The sequence below is a fragment of the Phyllobacterium sp. 21LDTY02-6 genome (assembly GCF_023554255.2).
GTDB lineage: Bacteria > Pseudomonadota > Alphaproteobacteria > Rhizobiales > Rhizobiaceae > Phyllobacterium.
In genome coordinates this window covers 230,892-255,465 of record NZ_JAMJWD020000005.1, presented here as the reverse complement: position 1 = coordinate 255,465, position 24,574 = coordinate 230,892, and the positions used below count along the sequence as shown (strand labels likewise).

At 56.1% G+C, this 24,574-nt stretch carries 25 protein-coding genes and 5 pseudogenes; 15 read left to right on the top strand and 15 right to left on the bottom strand.

What is annotated here, in order from left to right:
• Positions 1-70 precede the first annotated feature (70 nt).
• The gene (locus M8997_RS17900; protein ID WP_250015630.1) at positions 71-883 is read right to left on the bottom strand and encodes a transporter substrate-binding domain-containing protein; all 813 of its coding nucleotides are present in this window, start codon (positions 881-883) and stop codon (positions 71-73) included.
• Between the two features lie 262 nt (positions 884-1,145).
• Between M8997_RS17900 and M8997_RS17895 the strand changes: the two genes are divergently transcribed.
• Positions 1,146-1,907, top strand: a complete 762-nt coding sequence (locus M8997_RS17895) for a FadR/GntR family transcriptional regulator (protein WP_250015629.1) — start codon at positions 1,146-1,148, stop codon at positions 1,905-1,907.
• On the top strand, positions 1,900-2,559 hold the full coding sequence (locus M8997_RS17890) for an RraA family protein (RefSeq protein ID WP_250015628.1): 660 nt from the start codon (positions 1,900-1,902) through the stop codon (positions 2,557-2,559). Before M8997_RS17895 ends, M8997_RS17890 begins: the two co-directional genes overlap by 8 nt.
• Positions 2,560-3,091: 532 nt before the next feature.
• Here the strand turns inward: M8997_RS17890 and M8997_RS17885 are convergent.
• The gene (locus tag M8997_RS17885) at positions 3,092-4,333 is read right to left on the bottom strand and encodes an amidohydrolase family protein (protein ID WP_250015627.1); all 1,242 of its coding nucleotides are present in this window, start codon (positions 4,331-4,333) and stop codon (positions 3,092-3,094) included.
• Positions 4,334-4,414: 81 nt separating this feature from the next.
• On the opposite strand from M8997_RS17885, the gene M8997_RS17880 reads away from it, so the two are divergent.
• Positions 4,415-4,813 carry a nuclear transport factor 2 family protein gene (locus tag M8997_RS17880; RefSeq protein WP_250015625.1) on the top strand — a complete coding sequence of 133 codons (399 nt, stop codon included), beginning with the start codon at positions 4,415-4,417 and terminating at the stop codon, positions 4,811-4,813.
• A 54-nt stretch (positions 4,814-4,867) separates the two neighbouring features.
• On the opposite strand, the gene M8997_RS17875 is transcribed toward M8997_RS17880, so the two are convergent.
• Entirely contained in the window at positions 4,868-5,572 is a 705-nt protein-coding gene (locus M8997_RS17875) for a GntR family transcriptional regulator (protein ID WP_250015623.1), read from the bottom strand.
• Between the two features lie 227 nt (positions 5,573-5,799).
• On the opposite strand from M8997_RS17875, the gene M8997_RS17870 reads away from it, so the two are divergent.
• The 5 genes from M8997_RS17870 (at position 5,800) to M8997_RS17850 (ending at position 10,919) form a co-directional block, all read left to right on the top strand.
• Positions 5,800-6,624: an ABC transporter ATP-binding protein gene (locus M8997_RS17870; RefSeq protein WP_250015621.1), complete on the top strand. Its 825-nt coding sequence runs from the start codon at positions 5,800-5,802 to the stop codon at positions 6,622-6,624.
• Between the two features lie 3 nt (positions 6,625-6,627).
• Entirely contained in the window at positions 6,628-7,401 is a 774-nt protein-coding gene (locus tag M8997_RS17865; RefSeq protein WP_250015618.1) for an ABC transporter permease, read from the top strand.
• A 25-nt stretch (positions 7,402-7,426) separates the two neighbouring features.
• Positions 7,427-8,449, top strand: a complete 1,023-nt coding sequence (locus M8997_RS17860; protein ID WP_250015616.1) for an ABC transporter substrate-binding protein — start codon at positions 7,427-7,429, stop codon at positions 8,447-8,449.
• Positions 8,450-8,545: 96 nt separating this feature from the next.
• Complete coding sequence (locus M8997_RS17855) at positions 8,546-10,081, top strand: gamma-glutamyltransferase family protein (RefSeq protein WP_250015614.1); 1,536 nt, start codon at positions 8,546-8,548, stop codon at positions 10,079-10,081.
• Positions 10,082-10,256: 175 nt separating this feature from the next.
• Entirely contained in the window at positions 10,257-10,919 is a 663-nt protein-coding gene (locus tag M8997_RS17850; protein ID WP_250015611.1) for a HAMP domain-containing sensor histidine kinase, read from the top strand.
• Positions 10,920-10,974: 55 nt separating this feature from the next.
• Here M8997_RS17850 and M8997_RS22290 read toward each other — a convergent pair whose 3' ends face one another.
• The 5 genes and pseudogenes from M8997_RS22290 to M8997_RS17835 all read right to left on the bottom strand — a co-directional run.
• The gene (locus tag M8997_RS22290; RefSeq protein WP_371929600.1) at positions 10,975-11,079 is read right to left on the bottom strand and encodes a spore coat protein U domain-containing protein; all 105 of its coding nucleotides are present in this window, start codon (positions 11,077-11,079) and stop codon (positions 10,975-10,977) included.
• Between the two features lie 215 nt (positions 11,080-11,294).
• Positions 11,295-11,360: pseudogene (locus tag M8997_RS22285) on the bottom strand (hypothetical protein); the annotation flags it as partial.
• Between the two features lie 197 nt (positions 11,361-11,557).
• Positions 11,558-11,833 carry a spore coat protein U domain-containing protein gene (locus M8997_RS22280; protein ID WP_371929609.1) on the bottom strand — a complete coding sequence of 92 codons (276 nt, stop codon included), beginning with the start codon at positions 11,831-11,833 and terminating at the stop codon, positions 11,558-11,560.
• Between the two features lie 98 nt (positions 11,834-11,931).
• Positions 11,932-12,610, bottom strand: a pseudogene (locus tag M8997_RS17840) (FimD/PapC C-terminal domain-containing protein); the annotation flags it as partial.
• Positions 12,588-12,943 (bottom strand): annotated as a pseudogene (locus tag M8997_RS17835) (hypothetical protein); the annotation flags it as partial. The pseudogenes M8997_RS17840 and M8997_RS17835, both read right to left, overlap by 23 nt.
• A gap of 257 nt (positions 12,944-13,200) precedes the next feature.
• Between M8997_RS17835 and M8997_RS17830 the strand changes: the two are divergent.
• From M8997_RS17830 to repC, 5 genes and pseudogenes are all read left to right on the top strand, one after another.
• Positions 13,201-13,311 (top strand): annotated as a pseudogene (locus tag M8997_RS17830) (type II toxin-antitoxin system Phd/YefM family antitoxin); the annotation flags it as partial.
• Between the two features lie 124 nt (positions 13,312-13,435).
• Positions 13,436-14,286, top strand: a pseudogene (locus M8997_RS17825) (hypothetical protein).
• Between the two features lie 234 nt (positions 14,287-14,520).
• Entirely contained in the window at positions 14,521-15,729 is a 1,209-nt protein-coding gene (gene repA, locus M8997_RS17820; protein ID WP_250015609.1) for a plasmid partitioning protein RepA, read from the top strand.
• Positions 15,730-15,797: 68 nt separating this feature from the next.
• Positions 15,798-16,772 carry a plasmid partitioning protein RepB gene (gene repB, locus M8997_RS17815; RefSeq protein ID WP_250015606.1) on the top strand — a complete coding sequence of 325 codons (975 nt, stop codon included), beginning with the start codon at positions 15,798-15,800 and terminating at the stop codon, positions 16,770-16,772.
• Positions 16,773-16,928: 156 nt separating this feature from the next.
• Positions 16,929-18,140: a plasmid replication protein RepC gene (gene repC / locus M8997_RS17810; protein WP_250015604.1), complete on the top strand. Its 1,212-nt coding sequence runs from the start codon at positions 16,929-16,931 to the stop codon at positions 18,138-18,140.
• Positions 18,141-18,368: 228 nt separating this feature from the next.
• Here repC and M8997_RS17805 read toward each other — a convergent pair whose 3' ends face one another.
• Positions 18,369-18,908, bottom strand: coding sequence for a hypothetical protein (locus M8997_RS17805; RefSeq protein WP_250015602.1), 540 nt, complete (start codon positions 18,906-18,908; stop codon positions 18,369-18,371).
• Between the two features lie 970 nt (positions 18,909-19,878).
• On the opposite strand from M8997_RS17805, the gene M8997_RS17800 reads away from it, so the two are divergent.
• Both M8997_RS17800 and M8997_RS17795 read left to right on the top strand, forming a co-directional pair.
• Positions 19,879-20,052 (top strand): hypothetical protein, encoded by a 174-nt coding sequence (locus M8997_RS17800; RefSeq protein WP_250015599.1) that lies wholly within the window; start codon positions 19,879-19,881, stop codon positions 20,050-20,052.
• A 164-nt stretch (positions 20,053-20,216) separates the two neighbouring features.
• A complete protein-coding gene (locus tag M8997_RS17795) occupies positions 20,217-20,594 on the top strand; it encodes a hypothetical protein (protein ID WP_250015597.1) in 378 nt (125 codons plus the stop codon).
• Between the two features lie 191 nt (positions 20,595-20,785).
• Here M8997_RS17795 and M8997_RS17790 read toward each other — a convergent pair whose 3' ends face one another.
• From M8997_RS17790 to M8997_RS17770, 6 genes are all read right to left on the bottom strand, one after another.
• Positions 20,786-21,703, bottom strand: coding sequence for a hypothetical protein (locus tag M8997_RS17790; RefSeq protein ID WP_250015595.1), 918 nt, complete (start codon positions 21,701-21,703; stop codon positions 20,786-20,788).
• A gap of 196 nt (positions 21,704-21,899) precedes the next feature.
• Positions 21,900-22,058 carry a PoNe immunity protein domain-containing protein gene (locus M8997_RS22275; protein WP_371929608.1) on the bottom strand — a complete coding sequence of 53 codons (159 nt, stop codon included), beginning with the start codon at positions 22,056-22,058 and terminating at the stop codon, positions 21,900-21,902.
• A 23-nt stretch (positions 22,059-22,081) separates the two neighbouring features.
• A complete protein-coding gene (locus M8997_RS17785; protein WP_250015593.1) occupies positions 22,082-22,543 on the bottom strand; it encodes a hypothetical protein in 462 nt (153 codons plus the stop codon).
• Positions 22,544-22,548: 5 nt separating this feature from the next.
• Positions 22,549-22,941 carry a hypothetical protein gene (locus M8997_RS17780; RefSeq protein ID WP_250015591.1) on the bottom strand — a complete coding sequence of 131 codons (393 nt, stop codon included), beginning with the start codon at positions 22,939-22,941 and terminating at the stop codon, positions 22,549-22,551.
• Positions 22,942-22,944: 3 nt separating this feature from the next.
• Complete coding sequence (locus tag M8997_RS17775) at positions 22,945-24,180, bottom strand: DNA/RNA non-specific endonuclease (protein WP_250015590.1); 1,236 nt, start codon at positions 24,178-24,180, stop codon at positions 22,945-22,947.
• Between the two features lie 2 nt (positions 24,181-24,182).
• Entirely contained in the window at positions 24,183-24,572 is a 390-nt protein-coding gene (locus M8997_RS17770; protein WP_250015589.1) for a hypothetical protein, read from the bottom strand.
• Positions 24,573-24,574 lie beyond the last annotated feature (2 nt).

The following is a 24,574-nucleotide window of genomic DNA, read 5'->3' as shown; positions in this document are numbered from 1 at the left end:
TACAGCCGGCCGGCGGTGCTTTCTGCCCCGCCGACCGTCGGGCGCGCCATCATCTGCGCGCCGCCCCCGGTCAGAATGTCGGCAGCTTGCCGCCTGGCGTCGGAATTCCGATCCACTTCTTGTGCAGCTCATCGAGCTTTCCAGTGATTTCGGCGTAGTAGATGAAGTTGTTCAACCACTGGTGGAGTTCGGTCGCATCCTTGCGTGTCGCCATGGACCAGTAGAGCGTGAAGATGGGCAAGTCGTTCTTGACTTCGAGATTGTCGAGGCTGCGCTTGGTGATGACGTCATTGGCGACGGCGGCAACCGCCGCGGTGGCGTCCACCTGCCCCGAAACGAGCGCCTGCATGGCCAGCGCGTCGTCGTCGAAGCGCACGACCTCCAGCCCCTCGATGCCGTAGCCGCTGACAGCGACGTCCTGCGTGCTTCCCTTTGGCACCGATACGCGTTTGCCCTTCAGGTCGTCCAGCGAAGTAAGCTTCATGTCCTTGGCGGCCACGAACCGCATCTCATAGGCCCCGTAGGGATTGGTCATGAGAAAGGTCTTCGCGCGCTCCGGCGTCGCCGTCATATGGGCGATCAGGAAATCGACACGGCCGGATTCGAGTGCAGCCGCACGCGATGCATTGTTCACGGGCACGACGGCGAGTTGCACGCCGAGAGCCTTGGCCGCCTCGCGAGCCAGGTCGACGATGAACCCATCGGGATTGCCGGAAGCATCCACCGTGTCATAGGGCGGGATGCCGGTGAGAACACCGATGGTGACCGTCCCCTTCTTTTCGATATCGGCCGTGGTCTGCGCCTGTGCCGCGGCAAAGGGCGTTGAAAGCAAAGCAACAAGGCCGAGAACGGCCATGGTGTGACGCGCAAATGATCTGATCATATTTTCTCCTCCCGATCCTTCTTCCCGGCGCCTGCTGCCGCGGGTGTTTCGCGACGATTTGATGATGGCCGCCCTGGCTCCGTTACTTCCGAGACCTCCCAGTCACGTCGAGCCACTCTTGACATATGACTTATGACATCAGTATGAGTCAAGTGTAGTTCGGCGAATTTGTCGGGTGACCAGTCAAGCCAGTGCCTGTTGAAGTTTCGAGGGCATTGCCGCAAAGGCTGGAAATATCGACTGGAACAGCGGGAGCGAATGCATGATATCCAATGAGCGAATCTCGGATCAGGGACGGTCCCGGGACCGGCTACATTCTTCGGTGGCCAGTTCGCTGGAAGCCCAGATCATGTCGGGAGAGCTGGCGATCGGTGAGCGCCTGCCTTCCGAGAGCGAGATCGCGCGCGATTTCGGCGTATCCACCCGTTCCGTCCGTGAGGCAATACAGATACTTGAAACCAAGGGGCTCGTCCGACGCCGGCATGGGGAGCGGACGACGGTGGTGCGGGATGATGTCGGCGAATTCCTCGGCACCCTCGCCATAACCGTCAGACAGCTTTTCTCGAGCGACCCGGAATATTTGTTACAACTGATGGTTGTTCGTCGCATGATCGAGACGGAAGTGGTCGGACTGCTGACCGCCAGCGAAGATCCGGTGGACGATGAAGTCCGGGCGGCGCTGGACTCGATGCGGCAGGCGCGCGACAGCGGCGATTTCTCGGGCTTTACCGAGGCCGACGCGGCATTCCATCTCGCACTGGTGCACTCGACCGGCAACCAGATTCTCTCGGTTTTCTACGACAATCTCTATGGTCTCATCACCGAGGTTATCCGAGTGACGAGCCGCGTGCCGAGCAAATCGCTCGATGCGGCCTATGCCGAACATGCGGATATTCTTGCCATGATCCAGAACAGGGACGAGGCAGGTGCAAAGGCCCTCATGCGGGCACAGATCGACAATAGCGCGGCCTATCTGCGCGTTGCCATAAAGAACAGCAAGGACAAGGACGGTAAGAATGCCTGATTTCAACTATTCCGACACTGACTGGGAAGCCATTTCGCGGCTGAAGAAATGGTACTCCGGCGATGTCCACGACAGCATGGAACATCTCGGCCTGTGGGGCTACCTCGAGGGAATCTCCCTGCTCGGCGCGCTGCCTGCCGGCGAGGTCGTCTGCGGGCCAGCCGTGACCGTGCTGTTCGAACCGTCCGATCGCAAGGGCGAGCCGCAGGATGTCTATCACAATGCCATCGACAATACGCCCGAAGGCGGAATTCTTGTCTGCGATGCATCCTGTGCCGATGGTGCCTGCTCGGGCGAACTGATGAGCACCGGGGCGAAGACGCGCGGCGCGGCGGCGACGATCGTCAATGGAACGGTGCGCGACCTGGCGCAGGTCCGCGCGCTTGGCTATCCGCTCTTCGGCACCGCAGTGAGCCCTGTCGGCGTCACCGGCAAGAAGGAGCCGAAGAAATCGCAGGTCCCATTGAAATTCGGCCGGGTCGTGATCAATCCGGGCGATGTGATCTTCGCCGATATCGACGGTGTCGTCGTCATCGCCAAGGACCGGGTGCATGATGTCGCCGACGCGGCAGACGAACTGGGCAGGAACGAAGCTGCCGCAAGACAGCGCATATTGGCCGGGGAGAAACTGCAGTCGATCTGGCCCGCCTGATCAATTTTGGCCGGCAGCGGTGCTACAGCCGTTGCCGGCGTTAATGGCTCTGCAAATTCTTCGTAAACTACCATTGTGAGATTGAAAAGGTTGAACTTCGCGCCGGGAAGTCGCAATGTTCAAGGGCCTCATCATCCTGCTGTTTGCGCGACGGTATCTGGCGTACGATCCGTTGGCGGGAGCAGTTCTGCTCGCTAGAGCGCGATCGAGCGCATTGGCAATCGCTGCCGAATAGATCAACGATAGACCGCGTGGTCGAATGCAAGCTCTCGGCTTGCTGGGCTCCGCATGGCCTGGTGGAGTCCGGCGAACAGGCGATGCTTGCGCAGGTGGCGCGTGCAGTGCGTACGCAGGAGTGGGGCTCTAACGGATGTGTTGCAAAAATCGGTTAGGAGGGAGCTCAGCTTACCGCTGAACACCGGATTTTGTCGAAACGACGGCCTTCGAACATCGATAATTCTCCGCTGAAGACGAGCGGCGTTCCTCCCTGAGACCAGGAACGATCGCATACCTGAATCAGATTTCCTTAGGTTTAACCTGGTTTAAAAATGTGGGCAGCAGGGCGAACGAAACTTTTTTGACCGCGCTTGAAACCCATCAATGGAGATGCCAATCCTCCGAAAGCCTCTATTTCATCAGTGGTGTCAAGGACGATGATATCGGCCCTGTTCCCGGGAGAAAGTCCATAATTCGGGATCCGCATCAGCCGGGCAGCATCTGTGCTGATCATATCGAAGCAACGTGGAAACTCTTCTGGGCCGATATGCATGACGTTGGCATAGAGATTAGCCATTCGTATCAGCGAGGCATCACCATAGGGGGTGAAGGGGTTGAGAACGTTATTCGTTGCCACTGAAACTGTAACTCCTCGTTCAGCCAGAAAATGAATTGGCGCAACACCGCGCGCTGCGCGAAACTGCTGTTCCCTGCCGTTTAGATAAAGGTCGGTGGATGGCAGGGCTGTAACGGCGACGCCTGCTGCGGCAAGCCGGGTTGTAAGCCGCTTGAGCTGTTCGTCACCCATTGCTGCGAGTTTGGTCGCATGTCCGACCGCTACACGTCCCTGCCATCCGGCGGCCTCTGTGCGATTACAGATTTCCTCCAGGTGAGACCCGCCCGGTTCGAGATCGAAATCGAGATGGAAATCAAGATCCACATCGTGCTCCACCGCCATCGCGAACAACCGTTCCATTTGAAACGAAGGGGCGGAATCAGTGTAAGGACAACCGCCAAGCAGATCGGCGCCCTGTGACAGGGCCACCTCGAGAAGAGCTTCAGTACCCGGGTCATTGGTCAGACCCTCTTGTGGAAAGACGCAGATGGCAAGATCAAGTGCGAAGGCGTAATCGATTTTAAGCTGCTTCATTGCTTCGAAGCTGCGCAATCCCACCCTTGGGTCGACCTCGACATGCGCACGCATATGCATTGTCCCCTGACCGATTGCCATCTCGATGGTTCGCGCGCCGCGTGCATATACATCCTCAACAGTGAACTCCTGCTTTAGACGGGAAACGGCAGCAATTGCTCCCTTGAGCCCGCTATCCGTCTGGCGACATCGGCACAGGAGACAGGATTTGTCTAGGTGGATATGGGTATCAACTAGGCCCGGAAACACCAAGCGTCCTGCAAGGTCTTCCTCGATTGCAGCAGTTGATGCCGATGCTGAGCCGATCGATGTTATCCATCCATCCGTAATGACAATATCCTGTACGAACGGGTGGCCTCTAACACGGGCATTGCGCAGAACGAGATCGACGGAGTTCGAGGAAGCCATAGTTGCAATCCGGGATGATTTAAGCATAGGATAATTGTATGCACTTCGAGCGAGATACTGGCAACACTGCGGGAGAATTTGATGGACACGATGGCGCAGCGCGATCTTCAGGCCGTGAAGGAATATCTCGATGCTACAATGGCTCCGGATCCTGTTCGGGCAGAAAAATATGTGGCACCGGGGTTTATCTGCCGCTTCACGGGCAATCGCCTGTTCGAGACGCCCGGCGGCCCCACAGGATTCAATGGCGAGCGATATCAATGGGTAAAAAAGCAGATTGAACGTTACGATGTCGTGCCGGGAAAAGCGGAAACCATCATCTACAGCCTCGGCTATCTTTATGGGGCCTGGCCTGACGGAACACCCTTCAGCAACAATCGTTACATTGACCGGTTTGTTGTGCGTGACGGATTGATCGTGGAAACGGACGTCTGGAACGATAGTGCCGAATGGATACTTGACCCCTCCATTGCACGCTGAACAGTCCCCCTCACGGCCAAAATATCTCTGGGCTCGTGTCTCTATCCGTCAGCCTTATTCTGCATAGGGCGCTAAAATGTCCATCAACCCGCGACTTCGCCCCCCGGATCGTTGCAGCAGCGCACGGGAAGCTACCGCCTCCAGATGATCCTTCATCATAGCTGCCGCTTTTTCCGCAGGTCCGGTGCTAATAATATCAACTAGCTCAAGATGTTCGCTGATAGCGCACTCGGAAGAGTGCGGGCGGCCAAATGCTGCCAGAGCGAGCGCGGCCCGATAGCAGATCTCGGTGACGTAGCGAATGAGGATCGGTTTGCCCGTCATTTCGGCGAGCCGTACGTGGAACTCCGTCGCCAGTCGAATGGACGTACCTTCCGCACCGTGGCGCGCTTCATGCTCGGCTTCGATGATTGCCTTCAGCTGCTTGGTCTGGGTATCGTTAAGCTTGCCAGCCAGATGCCGTACCACTTGGCGCTCGAGATCCACACGGATATCAAAGATGTCACGTGTGTCCTCGAAGGTCGGAATCGCGACAACCGCTATTCTGTTGCGCCGAAGGTCGACAAGACCTTCGGCAGCCAGTTGGCCCAGCGCATGACGGGCAATCGTCCTGCTGACGCCGAAGCGCTCTCCGAGCGCATCTTCCGGAAGCCGATCACCAGGAAGAAGCGCACGCTCGATGATTGCCCGGCGCAGTGCAGTACAAATTCCGGCTACGCGGTCTCCCTCGTCTTTTCCCGAACGTTTTTTTACTGTCATGTTTTCCTCTTGGTACCTGATCTGGATATGCGAGCTGTGTCAGGTTTTCAACTCGCAATCGTGCACTATTTTAAGGCACATTTTTCTAGAATGCATAAATAAAATGCATGCAATCATTATATCTTTTTGTACGCAGTTAAAATGCTCTGGATTATGCCGATCATCGCTAATTTAGAATCTGGCACATTTGTTGCATGCAGTTTTGAGGAGGTATGAAAGGGGCTGCTATGCACAATGAGCGAACAAGGGTTGCGGTGGAACTATCGCAGGCTGCCGTATCCTTCGGACGTGGCAGCAAGGCGATAGCTGCGCTGCAGGAGACGACACTGCGCATCAATGAGGGTGAGTTCGTCGCCCTCGTCGGACCTTCCGGTTGCGGCAAGTCGACAATCTTGAAACTGGCAGGCGGCCTGCTTCAACCGAGCCGGGGTGCCGTAATCGTTGGTGGCAAGGAAGTAAGTGCAAAGGCACTGCGGATCGGCATGGCTTTCCAGAACCCAACGATGCTGCCCTGGTTAACGATTGAACGAAATGTGATGCTGCCACTGAAGATTGTCCGTCCGTTCAGAGCTGACTACCGCTTAAAGAAGAATAGCGAATACAGGGATCGTGTCCATGCGCTGCTCAGGGATGTCGGTCTTGAACGCTTTGCCAACAGCTATCCCTGGCAACTATCCGGCGGCATGCTTCAACGGGCCAATCTTTGTCGCGCGCTTGTGCATGAGCCGCGCCTCCTGCTCCTCGATGAGCCCTTCGGTGCACTGGACCAATTTACCCGCGAGGAACTCTGGGGCACGATGCAGTCGCTCTGGCTGAAACATAAACAAACAGTTCTTCTCGTTACTCATGATCTCAAGGAAGCCGGTTTTTTGGCCACACGCATATGCGTGATGAGTGCCCGCCCCGGACGCATCGTTGACGACAGAGGTGTTGATTTCCCTCGCCCGCGCACGATCGAGAAGACATTCGAGGCAGATTTTGTAGCGCTTAATCAGCGCCTGCGTGAGCTGATTACCCGTAGCCGCACTGACACCGTCATTGAGGAAGCCTGATCCATGACCTATGAGCTGCGCCGGCGCCTCTCGGCAGCCTTCCTCATCTTTGGCTTCTTCCTGCTTTGGGAAGTGCTTTGCCTTTCGATGCAGGTTTCAGATCTGGTCCTTCCACGCCCGACCCAGGTGATGGAGACCCTGATCAGCCGTTTTGGAGTGCTTTGGCCGCATATCGTCCAGACATTGTGGACGACGATGAGCGGCTTTCTGCTTGGCGTTACCGTTGGCGTTCTCATTGGCGCCGGGATTGGAATTTCGCGCACGGCCTACGATACGCTCTATCCGCTGCTCATTGGCTTTTCCTCAATTCCAAAAGTAGCGGTCGTGCCGATTTTTGTGCTCTGGTTCGGTTCCGGTTCAGTTCCGGCAATTCTCACCGCATTGGTGATGTGCTTCTTTCCGATCGTCGTCAATATCGCCACGGGTTTGGCCACTACTGAGCCGGAACTGGAAGACGTGCTGAAGTCGCTGGGTGCGAGCAAGCTCGATATCCTATGGAATGTCGGCCTCCCCCGCACCATGCCATTCTTCTTTGCCTCGCTGAAGATTGCCGTCACGTTCGCTTTCGTTGGCAGTGTACTGTCTGAAACGGTTGCCTCCAACAAGGGGATTGGCAACGTCATGATGACGGCATCTTCAAACTTTGACGTGCCGCTCGTTTTTGCAGGCCTGTTCATACTCGCAATGCTTGGCATGCTTCTCTACGTCGCCTTCTCGTTCGTAGAGCGGCGCGTCACAGGCTGGGCCACGCGCCGGGAAGACTTTACCGCCATCTGAACTTTCAACTTAAACGGAGCCAACTATGCTTAAGACACTCTTTTCCATACTCGCTCTTGGTTTTTTCCTGTGTGGCTCGGCTCTCGCCGAAACCAGTATCAAGCTGACACTCGGCTGGAAGACGCAGGGATCCGATGCTCCTTTTCTTCTTGCACAGCAGAAAGGCTACTTCGCGAATGAGGGGCTGAACGTTACCATCGATCAGGGTGAAGGATCGGCGGCAACGGTCACACGCATCATGTCGGGCGCTTATGATGCTGGGTTTGGCGATATCAACGCAATCATTCAGAACGCCGCTACCCGCCCGAATGAAGTGCCTGTCATGGTCTATCAACTTTGGAACAAGCCGCCATTTGCTATTGTCAGCAAAAAGGAAACCAACATCACTGGACCGGCGGACCTTGAAGGCAGGAAGCTAGGTGGTGCGCAGGGCACACCAACCACCCGGCTTGTTACGGTCCTCGGGACCCTCAACAAGGTCGACATGTCGAAAGTTGCCATCGAAAATATCGGCCCCAATCTTCAGGAGCCGATGCTGATCAAAGGCGACATTGACGGAGCGCTCGTTTTCAATATCACCAGCTGGTTCAATCTTATCAACAACCGGCAAGACCCATCCAAAGATTATAACTGGCTGCTGTTTGGCGACTACGGGCTGGATCTCTATTCCAATGGACTGATGGTTTCTCAGCGGTTGATCAAGGAAAATCCTGAAGCTGTTGCAGCGCTTGTTCGTGCCGTCAACAAGGCTGCGATTGAAATAGGCACCGACACCAGTACAGGTATCCAGTCGGTTGTTTCCTATGACAATCTCGTCAAGGAGGAACTTGAACTCGCGCGCCTGAAATTTTCCTATGAAAAGCTCATACTCTCCGGCGAGACAGAAAAACTTGGCCTCGGTGACCTTGATGACGCACGCCTTGCCCGGAGCATCGACATCATGGCGCAAGGCTATCAGTTGCCGTCGAAGCCGAAGGCGGAACAGATTTTCTCGCGGCAATTCCTGCCGCCGCTGGAGGAGCGCAGGCTCGTCTACAAGGCCGATTAATCAGGACCGTAAAATATATCGGATCGCATGGATCCGGTCGTTCTTACGCGCGAGGTAGAGATGCAGCAACGGGTTGTAAAACATGCTGGAGCGGCGATGGTCACCAGTCCGCACGCTCTGGCAAGCCAGGCGGGCATCGATATCCTCGAAAAGGGCGGCAATGCCATCGAGGCTGCAGTAGCGATGGCTGCCGTGCTGGCCGTGGTAATGCCGCACTTTTGCGGTCTTGGTGGCGATGCCGTCTGGCTGATTGCCGATCGGCAGGGGCGTAGACGCGCCTTGCTCGGCATCGGTCAGGCAGCCAGCAAACTGCCCGTCTATAAAAGCCCGATAGATCTGCGGGGCCCCTCTTCAATGGTAACGTCCGCCTGCGCCGTTGACAGCTGGGATCATGCACTTGCCTTCAGTGCGAGGCACTGGAATGGAAAGCAACGTTTGGGCGATCTTGTTTCGCCAGCGATCGGGCTTGCCGCAGACGGATTCGAGCCAAGCAGATCACAGAACTTCTGGCTGGAGTACCGCAGCCAGGAGCTTGCGCAGTGGCCAGGCTTTTCCAGGCAATTCGATCACCGCGAACGTGACGGCCTCTTCCGGCAGGCAGACCTTGCAGATAGTCTGACCCTGCTTTCCAGACAGGGATGCCGATCCTTTTACGAGGGAGTACTCGGACGCAAGATAGCAGACGGGCTGGCTGCCATCGGTTCGCCGTTAACCGCGGCAGATCTAGCCGCTACCCGCACGCGTCATGCAGAACCGATCTCGCTCGACTATCGCGGTGTCACGATGCTTGCACCGCCACCGCCAACGCAGGGTATCTCAACCCTTGCCATTCTCGGTATCCTTTCCCGCTTCGACTTGCCTTCGTTCCCTGCTCTCAGCACCGCCCGCTACCATCTGCTCGTAGAAGCGGTGAAGCAGGCATTTCTTGATCGCGCCTGCATTGCAGATCCTGAATTCACACCGGTTCCTTCCGCGAAATTACTGGATTCAAGGCACCTCGATACCAAAGCGGCGATGATTGACCGGGGCAAGGCTCTGCCTTGGCCACACCTTGGGCGGGACGGCGATACGGTTTTCTTCGCCGCCACGGATGCGCAGGGCCAATGCGCCAGTGTGCTGCAAAGCACCTATTTCGATTGGGGAAGCGGTGTTATTGTTGGCGATACTGGTATTCTCTGGCACAATCGCGGTGCAGCATTCTCGATCGAAACGGATAGTGTCAATGTGGTCGAGCCGGCCAAAAGGCCATTCTTCACGCTAAATCCAGGTATAGCACTTAAGAACGATGCCCCCTTCCTTCTCTATGGAACACAGGGTGCCGATGGCCAGCCTCAGACACTATCAGTCATCCTGACCGGCCTGATCGATCATGGAATGACCCCGCAGGAGGCACTCGCCCAGCCCCGCTTTCTCCTTGGCCGGACATTCTCTGACAGTCGTGACAGCCTCAAGCTAGAAAGGTCTATAGGAGAGGAGATCAACCAGGAGCTTTCATTGCTTGGTCACGACATAGCGCTGCTTCCGACATTATCGCCCATTTTCGGTCAGGCGGGCATTATCCGCTGCGGTGACAGCATGAGCGGTGCACATGATCCGCGTGGAGAGGGCATTGCCCTCAGCATACCTTCGTGACAGAAGCTAATTACCCGGCTGTGTTGCACATCACTCAGCGACTTGTCACCGCTGCGAAGCGATCGCAAGCAAAGATGGCGGCAATCTTCAGCCAATCGAACTGGCAGCGCTGCCCGACGAATTGACGCCTATTCTAGAGTCAGTAAACCGGTTGCTCGATCGCATAAGGGCGGCGATGGAAGCAGAGCGAGCGTTCACGTCCAACAGCGCTCATGAATTCCGCACTCCCTTGGCCGGAGCGCTGGCACAGACCCAGCTGCTGAAAGCAGAACTGACCGACCGGCGCAGCCTGCGCCGCATCTCCGATGTGGAGGGCTCTTTACAGAAACTGATCCGCCTCGTTGAGAAACTCATGCAACTGGCGCGGGTTGATGCGCGTATCGGCCTATCGTCCAACTCGGTTGATATGAGGCAGCTGTTGAGTTCGATCGTGGAAGAGCTCCAGCGCTCCGCGCGCACAAACGAGCGCCTTCGCTACGAAAATTCGGCTGTCAGGAAGGTACATCTGAAAATAAGCGAGGATGCTTTTGCCATAGCAATAAGAAACCTTATCGAGAACGCGTTGATACATGGAGATGCCCAAAAGCCGGTATATGTCGAGCTTCGCCCCTACGGCGAAATCCAGATATCCAACCACGGTCGGGTACTGGATGCCGATGAACTGGTGAGTGTTCAGAGCCGGTTCAAGCGCGGCAAGACCAATGCGGAAGGCACCGGGCTTGGACTCTCCATCGCTACGGAGTTGATCGGTCAGATGAGCGGTCGTCTCGTATTGAAGTCTCCGGCGCCACAATTGGGTGAAGGCGTACAGGCAATCATCATCTGGCCGCAGGGTTGAAGATCGGGATACCCCGGACCACTGGGATAGGCGAGCGCGCGCCGATCACTGGTCATCAATAGGTCAAGGTGACCACCACGGTGTCGCTGTAGACCCCGGACGACGGAGTGGGTTGTGGAGGAACCCGCCCGTAAACCCGTATAGACTTGGGCAGCGCCATTTCCGGTTCCCGCCACTGTGCTTCCTGGTGTCGTGGTATCGCCCCAAGGCTGGTCGCGTGCAGCGTTCTTGTAGAGGCCGTAGGTAACCGTTTCTGCGCCCTTGGACATCTTGCGAGCAGTCGGTGGAGCGTTCGCCGTACCACCGTTTAAGAGAGATCGTATAGGTCGCGCCCGGCGTGCATCTTGCCGTGACTGATCCGGTAGAATCGACATTCGAACTCAGGATGCCCCTCGGGCCGAAATCGATGTTCTGAACTGATACCAGACAGTTTGCGGCCACGCTCGCGTTCACATTGAAATTAGTGGTGGCCGTCCTTCCGGCCGAAGACGTGCAATCGTTACCTAACGAATACGAATACCTGAAGGGCGTGTTTGCGCCCGAGAACGTAGACAAATATGTGCCAGGATTTGCTGTCGGCTGGCTCCCCAGTACGGCACCATAAACGGTGATGATTCCTGAGCCGGAGCCCAGGGCGCTCAAAGTGAGGGCATAGGCGGGGGATCGTGCGGATATGGCCAGCTGTATGAGCCCCAAATGATGCTTCGGCTTGAGTCAGTGTATAGCTGGTAGTTGAGCGTGTTGGCACCGCTTATCATTTGCCGTGCGGCTTCCGATGATGATCCTCCGCTGCCGGCTGCAAGGTTGGCACAGAGCAATATCCTTTGCAAGACCAACCCCGTGCAATTGACACTGATCGTCGCCGTCGAATTGACTTGGCTCCCTGACAGCGTATCCACCGCGCCAAAATTCATGCTCGATGTGCTGAAACTGCAAGTCTGAGCGAACGCGAGCGAGGGTAACAACAGCAAGAGCAGAAGATAGATGAAGCGCGTCATGTTCTTTCCTTGCTTTACTGGCATCTTACATCGTCGATCACGACCTGTTTCCCCGACTGCTGCTCATAGGGGAACTCGGCAAGACACTTGCTGCCGTCGTTTAGCGATATCTCGACGGTGTTCTGCGATCCGAGATTGCGAATGTAGGCCTGGCCGTCATAGCCAACGACGAACTCTTCACCAGAGCCTTGCAAGACACCATGGACGCCAGCCTGAAGGGGCAACCCTTCCTTGTCCTTGATTGTGACCAGTGCGGCTTTTGAGATCTGGTATGAGTATCCGGCCGCTGTCGTTCGTCTTGCCGACTGGCCGGTTCTGCTGCTGGACTTCCACTCCGGGAGTACCCACATCCACCACAGCGAAGGCATCATCAATCCGGTTCGTGGCGAATACGCTTCCTCCGGCAACTGCGATAGCGCCATCGATTTGCGCCGTAGCCCGCACGTCGCCGTCATATTGCTGCACTCCAGCTTCCAGTCTTGCAAATCGCGAGCGGTAGCTCACCGAGGCTTCTCTGTTGTCGACCTTGCCTTCGGAGGTGCGTGCTCGCCAGCCTATGCTGCCATGCTCCCGCTGTTCCGACTTCGCAACGTCCGCAACGACATTCAAACCATCGGGGCCGTTCTCGATCCCAGTGCTCGCCATTATATTGTCGCCAAGCGGAATGGAGAGCCCTGCAAACACGCCGAAGCTGTCGGGCCAGCACCGCATCGATCGCGGCATAGTCGACGCCCGGTAGATTTTCCGCATCATCACCATCGTCGCCATTCCCTTCCGGATCGATCGGGGCCTCGGGGGCGAACGACACCGGCTGTGCCCACCTCGGTCCCACCGACCGACGTGATCTCGGATGTCTGTCGCAACGTTCGGACGCCGTCTGTGGACAGCACCCAGTCTGGCGCCTGCCCTGCGATGCGCAGGCGGGTGCGCAAAACGTCCCGGACGATGGTGAACTCGTGGGCGGTATGCGGATGTCACGCGTGGCATCGGGGAGACGAGATCTTCGAGATGCACGAATTCGCCATCGCTCCGGGTGAGACGGGTGGTTTGCGATACCGCGACCCCTTGAAATGATGGTTAATACTTAAGATGACTAGAAACTATCTCGGCCTTTGCTTCCGTTGCACTGACGCCTGCCTGGTGGTGTTATCACCTGCGATAAGTACCTCTTATCGCCTGTGAGATGGTCCATGGATTGACCATGCCCGGGCATGGCCGCTAGTCTCCGGCACAATAGCAACCGCGTTGCCGCGCGTCTGCCTGTTGGCGCAAGGAGCTCCCGCATGACCGTCAAGGTCGCCGAAGCCAAGACCCATCTGTCCGAACTGCTGGCGCGGGTCGGGGCCGGCGACGACTTCATCATCCCCCGCGGCAACGATCCGGTCGCCCGCCTGCCCGACCAGGATGCCCGGGCGCCGGATCTGCTGCGCCACGAGATCCGCACTATCCTTTGAACGCCGAGCGGCATGGCCGGATTTCCGCCGACCTGATCCATTCGGCGCTGGCGCGTTTGCGCGGCTGCCCTTGACGCTCGTCGGCGCTGGCGACGATGCCGAGGTGGTCCGGCGCGATCAGCTCGCCGGCATCCTGAGCGACGACGACATCGACACCCTGCGCCATCTGGTCCAAGCCGGCATCGGCGCCAACTCGCTGAAGGCGCTGGCCTCCGATCTCGGCTATCTCGAAGCCTGGTCACTGGCGGCAACCGGCGCCCCCTGCCCTAGCCGGCGCCGGAAGCACTGCTGATCAAATTCGTTGCCCAGCACCTGTGGGACCCGGCCCGGCGCGAGACCGATGCGGCACATGGCGTGCCGAATACGGTTGCGGCCGAGCTGCGCCGTCAGGGCCTGTTGCACGCCGACGGACCGCATGCGCCGGCGACGGTGCAGCGGCGGCTGACCAGTTGGTCGAACAACCGCCCCTCGCCGCCAGCGGCAAGGACGGTAACGCCCCTCCCCTGCCCTGCCTGAAGATCGTGCTCGGCCGCACCAAGACCAGCGTGGCCGGAGACGATGCCTGCGCCTTTGTCGTCGGCGCGCCGGTCACCGCGCTCAGAGCATCGAGCGCGCCGGCATCCGCGACGGCGCCGTGTTCCGCGACATCGACCAATGGGGCAACATCAAAGCCCGGGCGCTCAATCCGGCGGCGGTCAATCACATCCTCAAGACCCGCATCGCCCAGGCCGGTCTCGTTCCGGCCCTGCTCAGCGCCCATGGCCTGCGCTCCGGCTATCCCACCGCCGCCGCCCGCAGCGGCGTGCCCCTGCCCGAGGCCATGCAGCAGTCGTAGCACCGCTCCGTCAACCAGGGGGCGCGCTACTACAACAGCGCCGAACGCCCCAGGGGCGCTCCGCGCGCCTCATCGTGTGACGGCGTGCAGGCGGCGGCTTGCGGTCGTCGCCGGATACATTTTTGTCCGCTGACAAAAACAGTAGAAAACCATGGAAAGTCAGCACGATACTGGCTACATCGTGCGAAAATCAGCGAGTCGTCCGTTAACCTTTCGTTAACCTTAAAGTTCTTGCGGATCATAGAGAATCGGACATAATAACGGTTCATCGGGCCGGATTGCCCTAAAATCGTTACTATGGAAGTCACTGGGCAATGAACGAGATCTCGGTTAGAAAGCCGAACGCAAGGCTGAAGTTTGAAGAGCAGATCCTCGAACAGGGCGATCAGATCTCGAAGAAGCTGCATCTGCTTAGCCTGCAGAATTTTCCGGATACCGGTAAGAAGACACTTCGTTCATTCTCGCTTGCCGAAGCATCACAATATATCGGCGTCAGTCAGAGTCACCTTAAGAAGCTGCATCTGGAAGGCAAGGGGCCAGCCCCTGAGACATCGTCGTCTGGTCGCAGGTCATACACCGCTGAGCAGATGCAAGAGTTGCGTCAGTATCTGGATCAATATGGCCGCTCAGAGGCTCGCAATTACGTGCCGTACAGGAAGGCTGGAGAACATCTGCAGATCATAGCTGTCGTCAACTTCAAGGGTGGCAGCGGCAAGACGACGACTACAGCCCACCTGGCGCAGTACCTCGCGCTTACCGGGCATCGCGTTCTGGCCGTGGATCTTGATCCGCAGGCATCTCTTTCTTCGCTTCACGGCTTCCAACCTGAACTTGATCAAGTTCCGTCAATCTATGACGCAATACGGTACGATGACGAGCGAAAGCGTATCTCTGAGATCATCCAGAAAACGAATATTCCTGGTCTCGATATCATACCGGCAAACCTGGAGCTTCAAGAGTTTGAGTACGACACGCCACTGGCCATGAGCGACCGGAATTCGAATGCCGGCAAGTCTTTCTTCACTCGCATTTCAAAGGCACTCGAGGAAGTTGACAGTTCCTACGATATTGTCGTCATCGATTGCCCTCCCCAGCTCGGCTATCTCACGATCACAGCACTGACAGCGGCAACCGCAGTTCTGATTACAATTCATCCTCAAATGCTTGATGTCATGTCAATGGGTCAGTTCCTTTTGATGTTGGGCAACATTCTTGAGCCTATCCGTGCTGCAGGGGCAGAGGTCAACCTTGAGTGGTATCGCTACCTCGTGACGAGATACGAGCCTACAGATCAGCCTCAGGCTCAAATGGTGGCGTTTTTGCAGACCTTGTTCGGCGAGTTCATCCTCAAGAACCAGATGGTGAAGTCGACGGCGGTATCTGATGCCGGCATCACGAAGCAAACCCTTTACGAGATAGAAAAGAATGCCATGACTCGATCCACTTATGAGCGCGCAATCGAATCCTTAAACGCCGTGAATAGCGAGATTGAAGGGCTGATCCACGGAGCTTGGGGCCGGTGAATTGTCCGCTGACAAAATGCACCTTTTTACACGCAATTCCAGTGCGATAGACTATTGCGGAGATTGATATGGCCAGAAAAAATCTGCTTGCAGGACTTGCCGACACAACCGATGAGCCGGTGGAAGCTAATTACCGGATAGGCGGTGCTTCCAAGTCGATGATCCGATCGGTTAACGAGCTTGCCCGCCAGGCTGATGCTTTTCTCGAAGGCGAACAGGTCATCGAAATCGACCCGGATGTCATTGACGGCTCCTTCGTCTCAGATCGCCTTGGCTCAAATGATGAAGATTACCAAGAGCTCCTGCAGGCGATTAAGGAGCGCGGTCAGGATAGCCCTATCCTTGTTCGCCCACATCCTGATTTCGATAGCCGTTATATGATCGTCTTCGGGCATCGACGCGTTAGAGTTGCTCGCGAGCTTCACCGGAAGGTACGAGCTGTTGTAAAGGCGCTAGACGACAAAACTCACGTCATCGCGCAAGGTCAGGAAAACTCGGCTCGAGCCAATCTTAGTTTTATTGAGAAAGCACTTTTCGCCAGCAATCTCGAAAAGCTTGGATATGACCGAGAAACAATCTCCTCAGCGCTCGCCGCGAATGCGGCGGCGGTGTCCAAGATGGTATCGGTTACCACGCGCATTTCTCAAGATCTGATTTACCGGATCGGCTCCGCGCCTGGAATAGGGCGTGAACGCTGGGTAGAGCTGAGCCTTCTTGCCGAGCGCAAATCTACCCAGATTGCGGAGGTGTTGGCATCCGAAGAATTTGGCAGCCTGGACAGCGACGAACGCTTCAGCCGCGTCTTTGCCGCTGCCAGCATCAAGGGAAAATCGGCGAAGAAGGAGCGTTTAACCGCCTCTCCCGCCAAGTCCTGGATATCCAAGGACTCTTCCGTGATCCTAACGATGAACCAGAAAGCCAAGAAAGTCGCCATCGAACTAGGAAATGAAAATGCCAAACCGTTCAGCGACTGGCTTTCGAGTCGTCTGGACCGTTTGTATGATGAGTTTGAGCAATCGAAAACTGGACCAGCAGGAGACTAAATCGCAAAAGAAAAAGGCCCCCAAAACGTTGCCATCATGGAAGCCCTTCTCGAAGTTCTAGCAGACTGAGAATCGCATTTCCACGAATCACTGTCAAGAGTCTTTGGCGCCGTTTTGGTGAGCGGATTTCTTTTGCCTCACGGAAGGTAAGAGGAAATGCAAGCAATAGAGACTATCACGTCCGCCTTTCGCGGGCGAAAGATGTCGTTTGCGCAATTGCGGGCGTCATCTTCACAAGAGAGTAAAGAAAAGAGCAACGCCGTCGACCGATGGCTCGTCTATAAGCAGCTCTGTATCGCCAAGTCCGTATTCGGTATCAACGACCGCTGTCTGGCTGTGTTGAGTTCTCTTCTGTCATTCTATCCCGAGAACGAGATTTGCGAGAAGAACGGGCTCGTCGTGTTTCCCTCGAACCGTCAGCTGGCGCTGCGGGCCCATGGAATGCCGGAGTCGACGTTGAGACGGCATCTGGCGTCCCTGGTGGATGCCGGCCTGATTGCACGTCGCGATAGTCCGAACGGCAAACGATATTCCTATAAGAACAGGGCAGGGGTGGTCGAGGAGGCCTTTGGCTTTTCCTTTGAACCATTGCTTGAACGCGCCAAAGAGATTGCAAGAGCTGCAGAGACAGTCCAGGCAGATGCATTGCTGCTGAAACGAACGCGTGAACAGGTTAGCTTGCAGAGGAGGGACCTGGGCCAGCTTATCGACGCTGCTCTTGTCGAAGACACCGCCGGGCAGTGGACGCTCGTTCACAAGCGCCTGCGCGCAATCGTTGACGCTATTCCACGGCGTGCATCACAGGCCGAACTCCAGGCAATTCTGGGTGAACTGGCCCGTCTGCGTGCAGATGTCGATAACTTATTGAAAACATTGGATGATACTCAAGAATTGAGCGCCAATGATGCTCAGAATGAGCGGCAGCATATTGAATCCCTGCCTGAATCCCATATTAAATCTAAAAATTCAAAAATGAATGATTTTACGGAGCCACTTCCGTCATCCAATGCTCTTTTGGGGAAACCAAATCCCACATCAGCGCATATCACCGTTCCGCTCGACGTCGTTCTCAGGGCTTGTCCGGATATTCGTGACTATTCACCGAGTGGCGTAAGCTCATGGCGTGACCTCATCGATGCAACACAGATCGTCTCCCGATGCCTTGGCATTGCGCAATCGGCCTACAGCGACGCCAGGCTGATCATGGGCACGGAATGTCTATCGGCCGTCATCGCATGGATCCTGCAACGCTCCAGTGAAATTACGTGTGCCGGCGGCTATCTACGATCGCTGACGCAGAAGGCGAGGCGAGGGGAGTTCGCTGTCAGCCAGCTGCTGATGAGCGGCCTGAGAGCTACTGCCAGATAGTTATGTCAAAATGTACGGCTGGCAAAGAGTAGCACACGCGCAGCGTTTGTCGGCATAACAGAAATGAACCCGGAGATAGCTTCGGAATGGTGAGCATTCACTCTGATTACATTGCGCTGCGATCTTTGCCCACGCCCCCTGCCACCACTGCCCACCCATGAAGGTATGCATATATGACTTAAAGGAAGTGTGGCAGCAATGCGTGGCGGCTAAAACCGGCTGATCCTCTTAGAACCGATTGGGCCCCTGCGTCCGGCGGTATGTGCCAACGATTGCGGCGCGCATCGGGCAGTGGTCGAAATCACCTTCCAGATGCACCGCATTTCCTTGGAAAGTCAGAACCAACCGCGGCGCCGATGTCAGATTGGCATTTCCTGACCCGCCAAGATCTTTCTCGATCAGCAGCCGCCCATCAATGCGATTGCCCACCAAACGACCTTCAGCAACAGTTAGGCAATCAGCCGCGACACCGGAGCCGTCGCGTGGATCGCCACTGCCGTACACTTCCACACGGTATTCGTTCGGGCGCCCGGATAGCTCCGTCACGCGCAATTTGGACACCAGTGGTGATGGCATTTCGTACACGCCAACAGGTGATACATTGACCTGTGTAGCATCCGCGCCAGACGGAATGGGTTCCACCTGTGCCCCCGCCTCAGGGGCCACCAACGCCAAGGCAACTGTCGCCGACAGCGCAATTGCCGCGAGGGGAAGTCTAAGGGAGCGTGCTTGGAACGGATCCATATGCCACTGCGTTTTCGGGCGCATTACTTCTCGCCATCCTACAGCGTTGCCAGACGGCGCTGCCCGAACATGATAGCTGCAAGCGATTTTCAATTTCAAATAAATCCTGCAACAAATCACCAGACAGTGAGCGGAGGAGTTATTTGAGAGCCGAGAAGACGGTCCACTACCTATGCGTTGCCCGAGGAAGACTGAGATGCCTTGGTTCGGCGGTACGCCGTAGATATGACCCAACCGCGTACGAAGTGCTATTGCTATTGCTATTGCGCAGCGTTGGAACCGGTTGCGGCGATGAACGCAAACTTCATATCGCGCTTCGCCTTCAGCTTCGCCACCTTCACCGCTTCAATCTTGTATTCGCGGCTGAACTTTCGTCTGTGTATTCACACTCTCCGCTTTCACGTAGAACACCTTAACTCAGTGTCCTTGAAACCGGCAGCAGGTCAACTCGCCAACAAGATGGCTCGTATCGTATGGGCTTTGATGGCCAAAGGTGGAGTTTATCGAGTTCATCGCGGCAGAGTAACCCTGCAACGATCGTGAGGCTGTCGGAGGTGTAGGAAGGCCAGATGGAAGATATGGCGTAACGGTCGACGAGACGAGACCGGGAAAACCAGATTGCGACAAAGTGCCTTAAGCACGCGGTTGTGACATACGGGCCCGCATGTGGAACGCTGCATCGGCCGCCGGATACATGTCAGCACCCGACTACACGCAATATCTCTGCTAAAAGGTTCTTCTTGCACCCGCCAGTTCGGTCACAACCACGTGTATTATCGTCAAGGATTTGCGGTAAAGCCACCGGTCGTGCACAGCGGCCGGGTTTTCAATGAACGGGCCCATTTCGGCAATGTCTACCGGTAAACCGTAATCGTTAGCGGTAGATCGGCAGTTGCGAACTCTAGTTGTATTAGTTACGGTTGCCGCACGTTCCAGCTGAACCCGTTCTGAGGTTCCGCCGAACGGACGACGGTATGCGTGCAGGAAGTTGTCGATGAACGAGATGCCCAGCTTTTCCACCGCCGCCGAACTGCGCAAGGAACTGGAATATGACTGGTGGCCGAAATGGCTCCAGAAAAATGAAATGCAGCTGGTCGCCGAGCAAGAGCAAGAGTTGCAGGACTGGCTTGCCGGCTCGAACACCTATCATAACTCTGTCCCTAGGTAGCAGGGGACGATTTCCAAGTGCCGGTTGGCGCGGTACCAGCTTGACTATCTCAGTTCGGGCAGCGGCGATGCTGAAGCGCTGGGGTTGATCAGCCACCTGGCGATGAATTCGGACTGGGACCTTGGCAAAAACTGTTCGACAACTGGCGCTCCGAGGATGACGTGATGTTCGCGGCCGCGTTCGACGGCGCGGCGGACTATCATGTGAAGCAGAGCCATCAACATGTCGAGGAAGGCCATGTCGAGCGGCCCGACGAAGGACCTTATCGAGACCTGCGTTTCGAAATCGAGGACCCGAACTACTGGATATTCCCGGTCGAGTTGCTGGCAGTGCTGCGCCTGCGCGAATGGATCGGTCTGTCCAATCCGCTTATGACGCATCCGCTGTTCACGGTTAGCCCGCTCGGCAAGCTGCCGGGCGAACTGCCCAGAACCAGCACGCCGCTCTTCGACGCGGTGGAGAAGAAATTCCGCGAGATGTTTCCGGCAACGCCCTCGCTCGCCGATCTACCCGCCCTGCGCCAGGAACAGGGGACGGCCTAAGCAGCAGTGATAGTCAACTCACGATAACCAGAGAAAGTACACCGCCCATGCACTGCGCCTATCGCCACGATGATATCGGCCCGTGTCTTGCGTGTCATTTTCCGTCAAATGCCGCGATGACCGGCAGCCCAGATGTTTACGTCGATGGTCTCGTCATCTTCATATCACTGTATCAACGGGCCGGTCCGCTCTCACACGCGCAGATCGAGATTTCCGCCGATGGCCTTGGCAAACAGCGGCAGAACCTTACTGAGCGTTTCATCGCGGGGAACCGGCAGAGGATCATGCAGTCTGCCCAGCGGTGTCGCGTCGAACAGTGGGTGAGAGACGTCGATCACGTCCAGGCCCCGCAATTGGCGAATGCGGCAGGCAGCCAGAAGCTCGACAGGGAAGAACCAGTAGTCCTCAGTCTTCACCACGTCATAGTCATCAAAGCCGCAACCCTTGACATGGAAATCGGCGGCCTTGGCCAGGGCATCGCCGAACATTCTTGCGCTCGGATCAAGCAGCTTCTCCAGCATCGGTGCGAAACCCTCCAACTGATCGATTTCCGGTTCGTATTCGTACACCTCGTCGCTGCCCCGCCAGGCCTTGTAAAGTTTGATCGCCACCCAGGGCATGTATTCGCCAAAGGTCTCCCACGGCACCGCGCCGTTGCCGCCTTTCTGCACATCCCAGCGGTCGAACAGGGTTTCGGCCATGCGAACGGCGTGATTGGGCCAGCCGAGCGCCAGCATGGTGCAGACCGGGATGAAGTCGCGGTAGCTCAGACGATAACCAGCCGGGTCATCGGACTCCATGATAGCGTGGGCGCATTCCTGATACCAAAACGTGTAGAGCCCGCCGAGCGACAGCCGCTCATCCGGGAATAGCTTCTCGTTTACGTTCGTATCCATTGCATGCCTCATGTGCCACGTCGCAATGTCACGAAGAGCGCTTGGAATCAGTTTCTTTTGAGTTTGGTCATCTTCTAAGAACGGCGTCAGAATGTCGGCATGGGCACCCTCGTACAATTCTTTGTTGATATTCTTGGTCACCCACCCACGCGCAAATTTCTGCTGATCCGCGAGGTTTTTCTGGAAGGTTTTCATCATGTCGGGATCGGTCATGGTCACTCAGTCCAAAGGTTATACATCGGGCGGGGAACTCTAGGGCGCGTTAATCAGATGGCGGCCCGGTCATCTGCTTGTGTCAGCCCTTGCTTCGCGTCTATTCCCTGATCCGTCTTCGGCTGAACCTCCGCCAAAGTCGGATTGGCGATGAGCAGGAGGCATGTAACCGTCGCCGCTTTTATCCGAATTCGTCTCAATCGGCGGTTGATGTATGCACGAGATCAGATGGATAGTTGGGGTGATCTTTGAGTTCGCTGTCGTCGATATTTAGCATCTTGGCGACACCAGCTGTTTCAAAACACCAATATCCAAAATAGATGTCGTGCTTGTTCTTGTGGTACCGGCCGTAAATTTGGGATGTATGCGCGCTTGGCTTTAACGGCGGGCATCGTCACTATCTGGAAACCTCGGCTGAAGCTGATCAACCATTTCACGCGCCGTTTCCGGTGTAATCTGCCAGCGATCCGGATCATTGAACTCCGTGATCAATCGGATACGATTAGTCGTACGGTTATATTGCAGCAGGACGCGCGTAAGTGCTTCCGGAATGGAATCATCCCGCACGTCCGCGAGAAAATCGAGCACCGGCTCCCTAAGAGCAAGAACTGGGAAGCTTACTGCCCACCAGGCGCCGTCCTTGCCATAGGCATAGCCGCTGTTGCCGAAATTCCGCCCTCCGGCGGAAATGGAAAAGACAACCGCCAGTTCGCTCCAGCGTGGATCATCAAGCTCGCCTGTGGCCAAAACCGCACCGATAATCGCTTTCAGATGAGCCCGCCCGCGTCGGCGTTCTTCGTTATTTTCCGGCCCGGACATGGCGGTTGAGGGGACCTGCATTCCTCTCATTCCCCGAGATTGGGCCGCAATTCCCCGATCATCGCATCAACGTTTTTCGGCGTTACCTGCCAGCGGGAAGGATCATCATATTCGAAATCGGCCTTGACCTGCCGCGTCACCTTGTTGAACTGGAAGAGCATCTTGATAAAACCCTTGTCGCCCTCCTGGCGCAGCCATTCGCGATAGCTATTTACTTGGGGCCGCACTTCGCGAGGTTTGAAACTGATAGCAGTCCAGTTCCCGGAGGCATCATATGCATACCCATATGTGCTGCTTACATCCCCATCACTATCGAATGAAAAGACAACTGAGATTTCAACCCACTCAATGTCAGTTAATCTTTCATTATTTACCAGAACCCGTGCAATGTCACCCATCAGTTCCAAGTTTTCTGACATTGTTTACTCCATGTCTCTGAATGATACGCGGTCAAAATGCTGTCCGCTTTTATTCTTGAATTCCGGCGAATCCTCGTAAATGGTCCGATTCGTTTTTGGATCACGAACTTGATATGTAACATCAAAACTGTCCGGCCTTGTTGATCCTGGCGGATATACATCGATCTGATAGTCTACCTCATAACCTTTCTTGATCCAGTCTGCCCATTCGTTCTCCATCGTTTTCCAGGCACCCGTGTTGAGGTTACCTGCCTGGGGCGCAATTCCGTAGTCAGGAGTATCACCCATGAACCGATGCGCCACAAGGTGGCCGCCATGATCGCCTTCATTACCAAGCCGACCAACCGCAGTCGCATTGTCGCCTCGTGGGGTCCCGCCGAAATCCTGGCGAAGCGTACCCTTTGCGCCTATCGGGCGACCCGTTTCCGGATCGTAGGTAATCTCGTTTTCATTACGTCCCCGCGTGAGTTTCTTTTTGCCAGATCCGGCAGCTCCGGCGCTGACTTCTCTATTGGTATCTTCCCTGAGCACGCCTACATGATTGTCTTCCGGCTTTCCATATTTCGCCTCCAACTCAACCTGGGAGAAGTTTCTTTCAAAGCTCCCCCCATTGGGATTTTTTACCTCGACATGGATTTTGCGATCGGGCAGCCGTCGAAAAACGAACTTCAGGCTTTTGAGTGCTTTTGCAGAAACACCGGCAACTCCTGCTCCGATTGCGAGTTCGCCCAGAAAGAAGGCACCGTCCGTTGCTACTGTAGCAAAGGCATAAGCGACACCACATTCCCGATAGCGGTTGACGATCTCCTCGTAGAGGCCCTGAAAGTATTCTCCCAATTTTTCTGCTGCTATACCGGCGTGACGGGCAGATTCCCGCGAGTTTTCGATGCTTTGGCCCATCAGCTTCTCAGCCTCGACCTTGCGGTCTCCGAATCCCAGAAAATCAAGTATGCTTGCAGCAAGGGCTTGATTGGCCTGAGATTGCGCTATTTCAGAGTGGCCGATCGATGCCAGCCCATGATACCAGCCGCTTTTGGTCAATTCCTCAAAAAGCTGTCTGCGTGCGCTTTCATCTGTCGCCAAAATGTGGATCATCTCAATGACGGCGACGTATTCGTAGAATTTTTCGCCGAGATAGGCGGAATACGAACACTGGCCGCTAAGATGGGAGTTCTCAGTATGGTCGATGCCCACGCCTGAGTTGCTTCCGGAGGGAGACATAAACGAAACATCGTCCATGGTCAGCGCGCCGTCCCGAACTCGGCCCATTCGTAGGATGTCTTTTCCTGAGTGCGGAAAAAGTTGCGCAACTGTTTGGGAGCTAGCCGCGCCATATCCGGAGCCGCCCTCAGACCTCCATGACCGAAGGTGCCAATCGCGAGGCTCGCAAGTTCTCCAACCGCGAGCGTCGTGATACGTTTCATCTCGCGGTCGCTTTCCTTACCGTTGATAGTCTTTTCGACTAACGACTGCATGAATCCGAGTCGCGATGCCTCTGGGATGTCGATGTCGGTGGTGTTTTTTGCTGGCGTCACCCCAATCTCCGACCAAAACTGCTTTCGGAGCCGATCACGTATCGCCTTGTTTTCCTGCTCAGCGGCGAGCCATTCAGCGGTTTGAAGTTTTATCATTG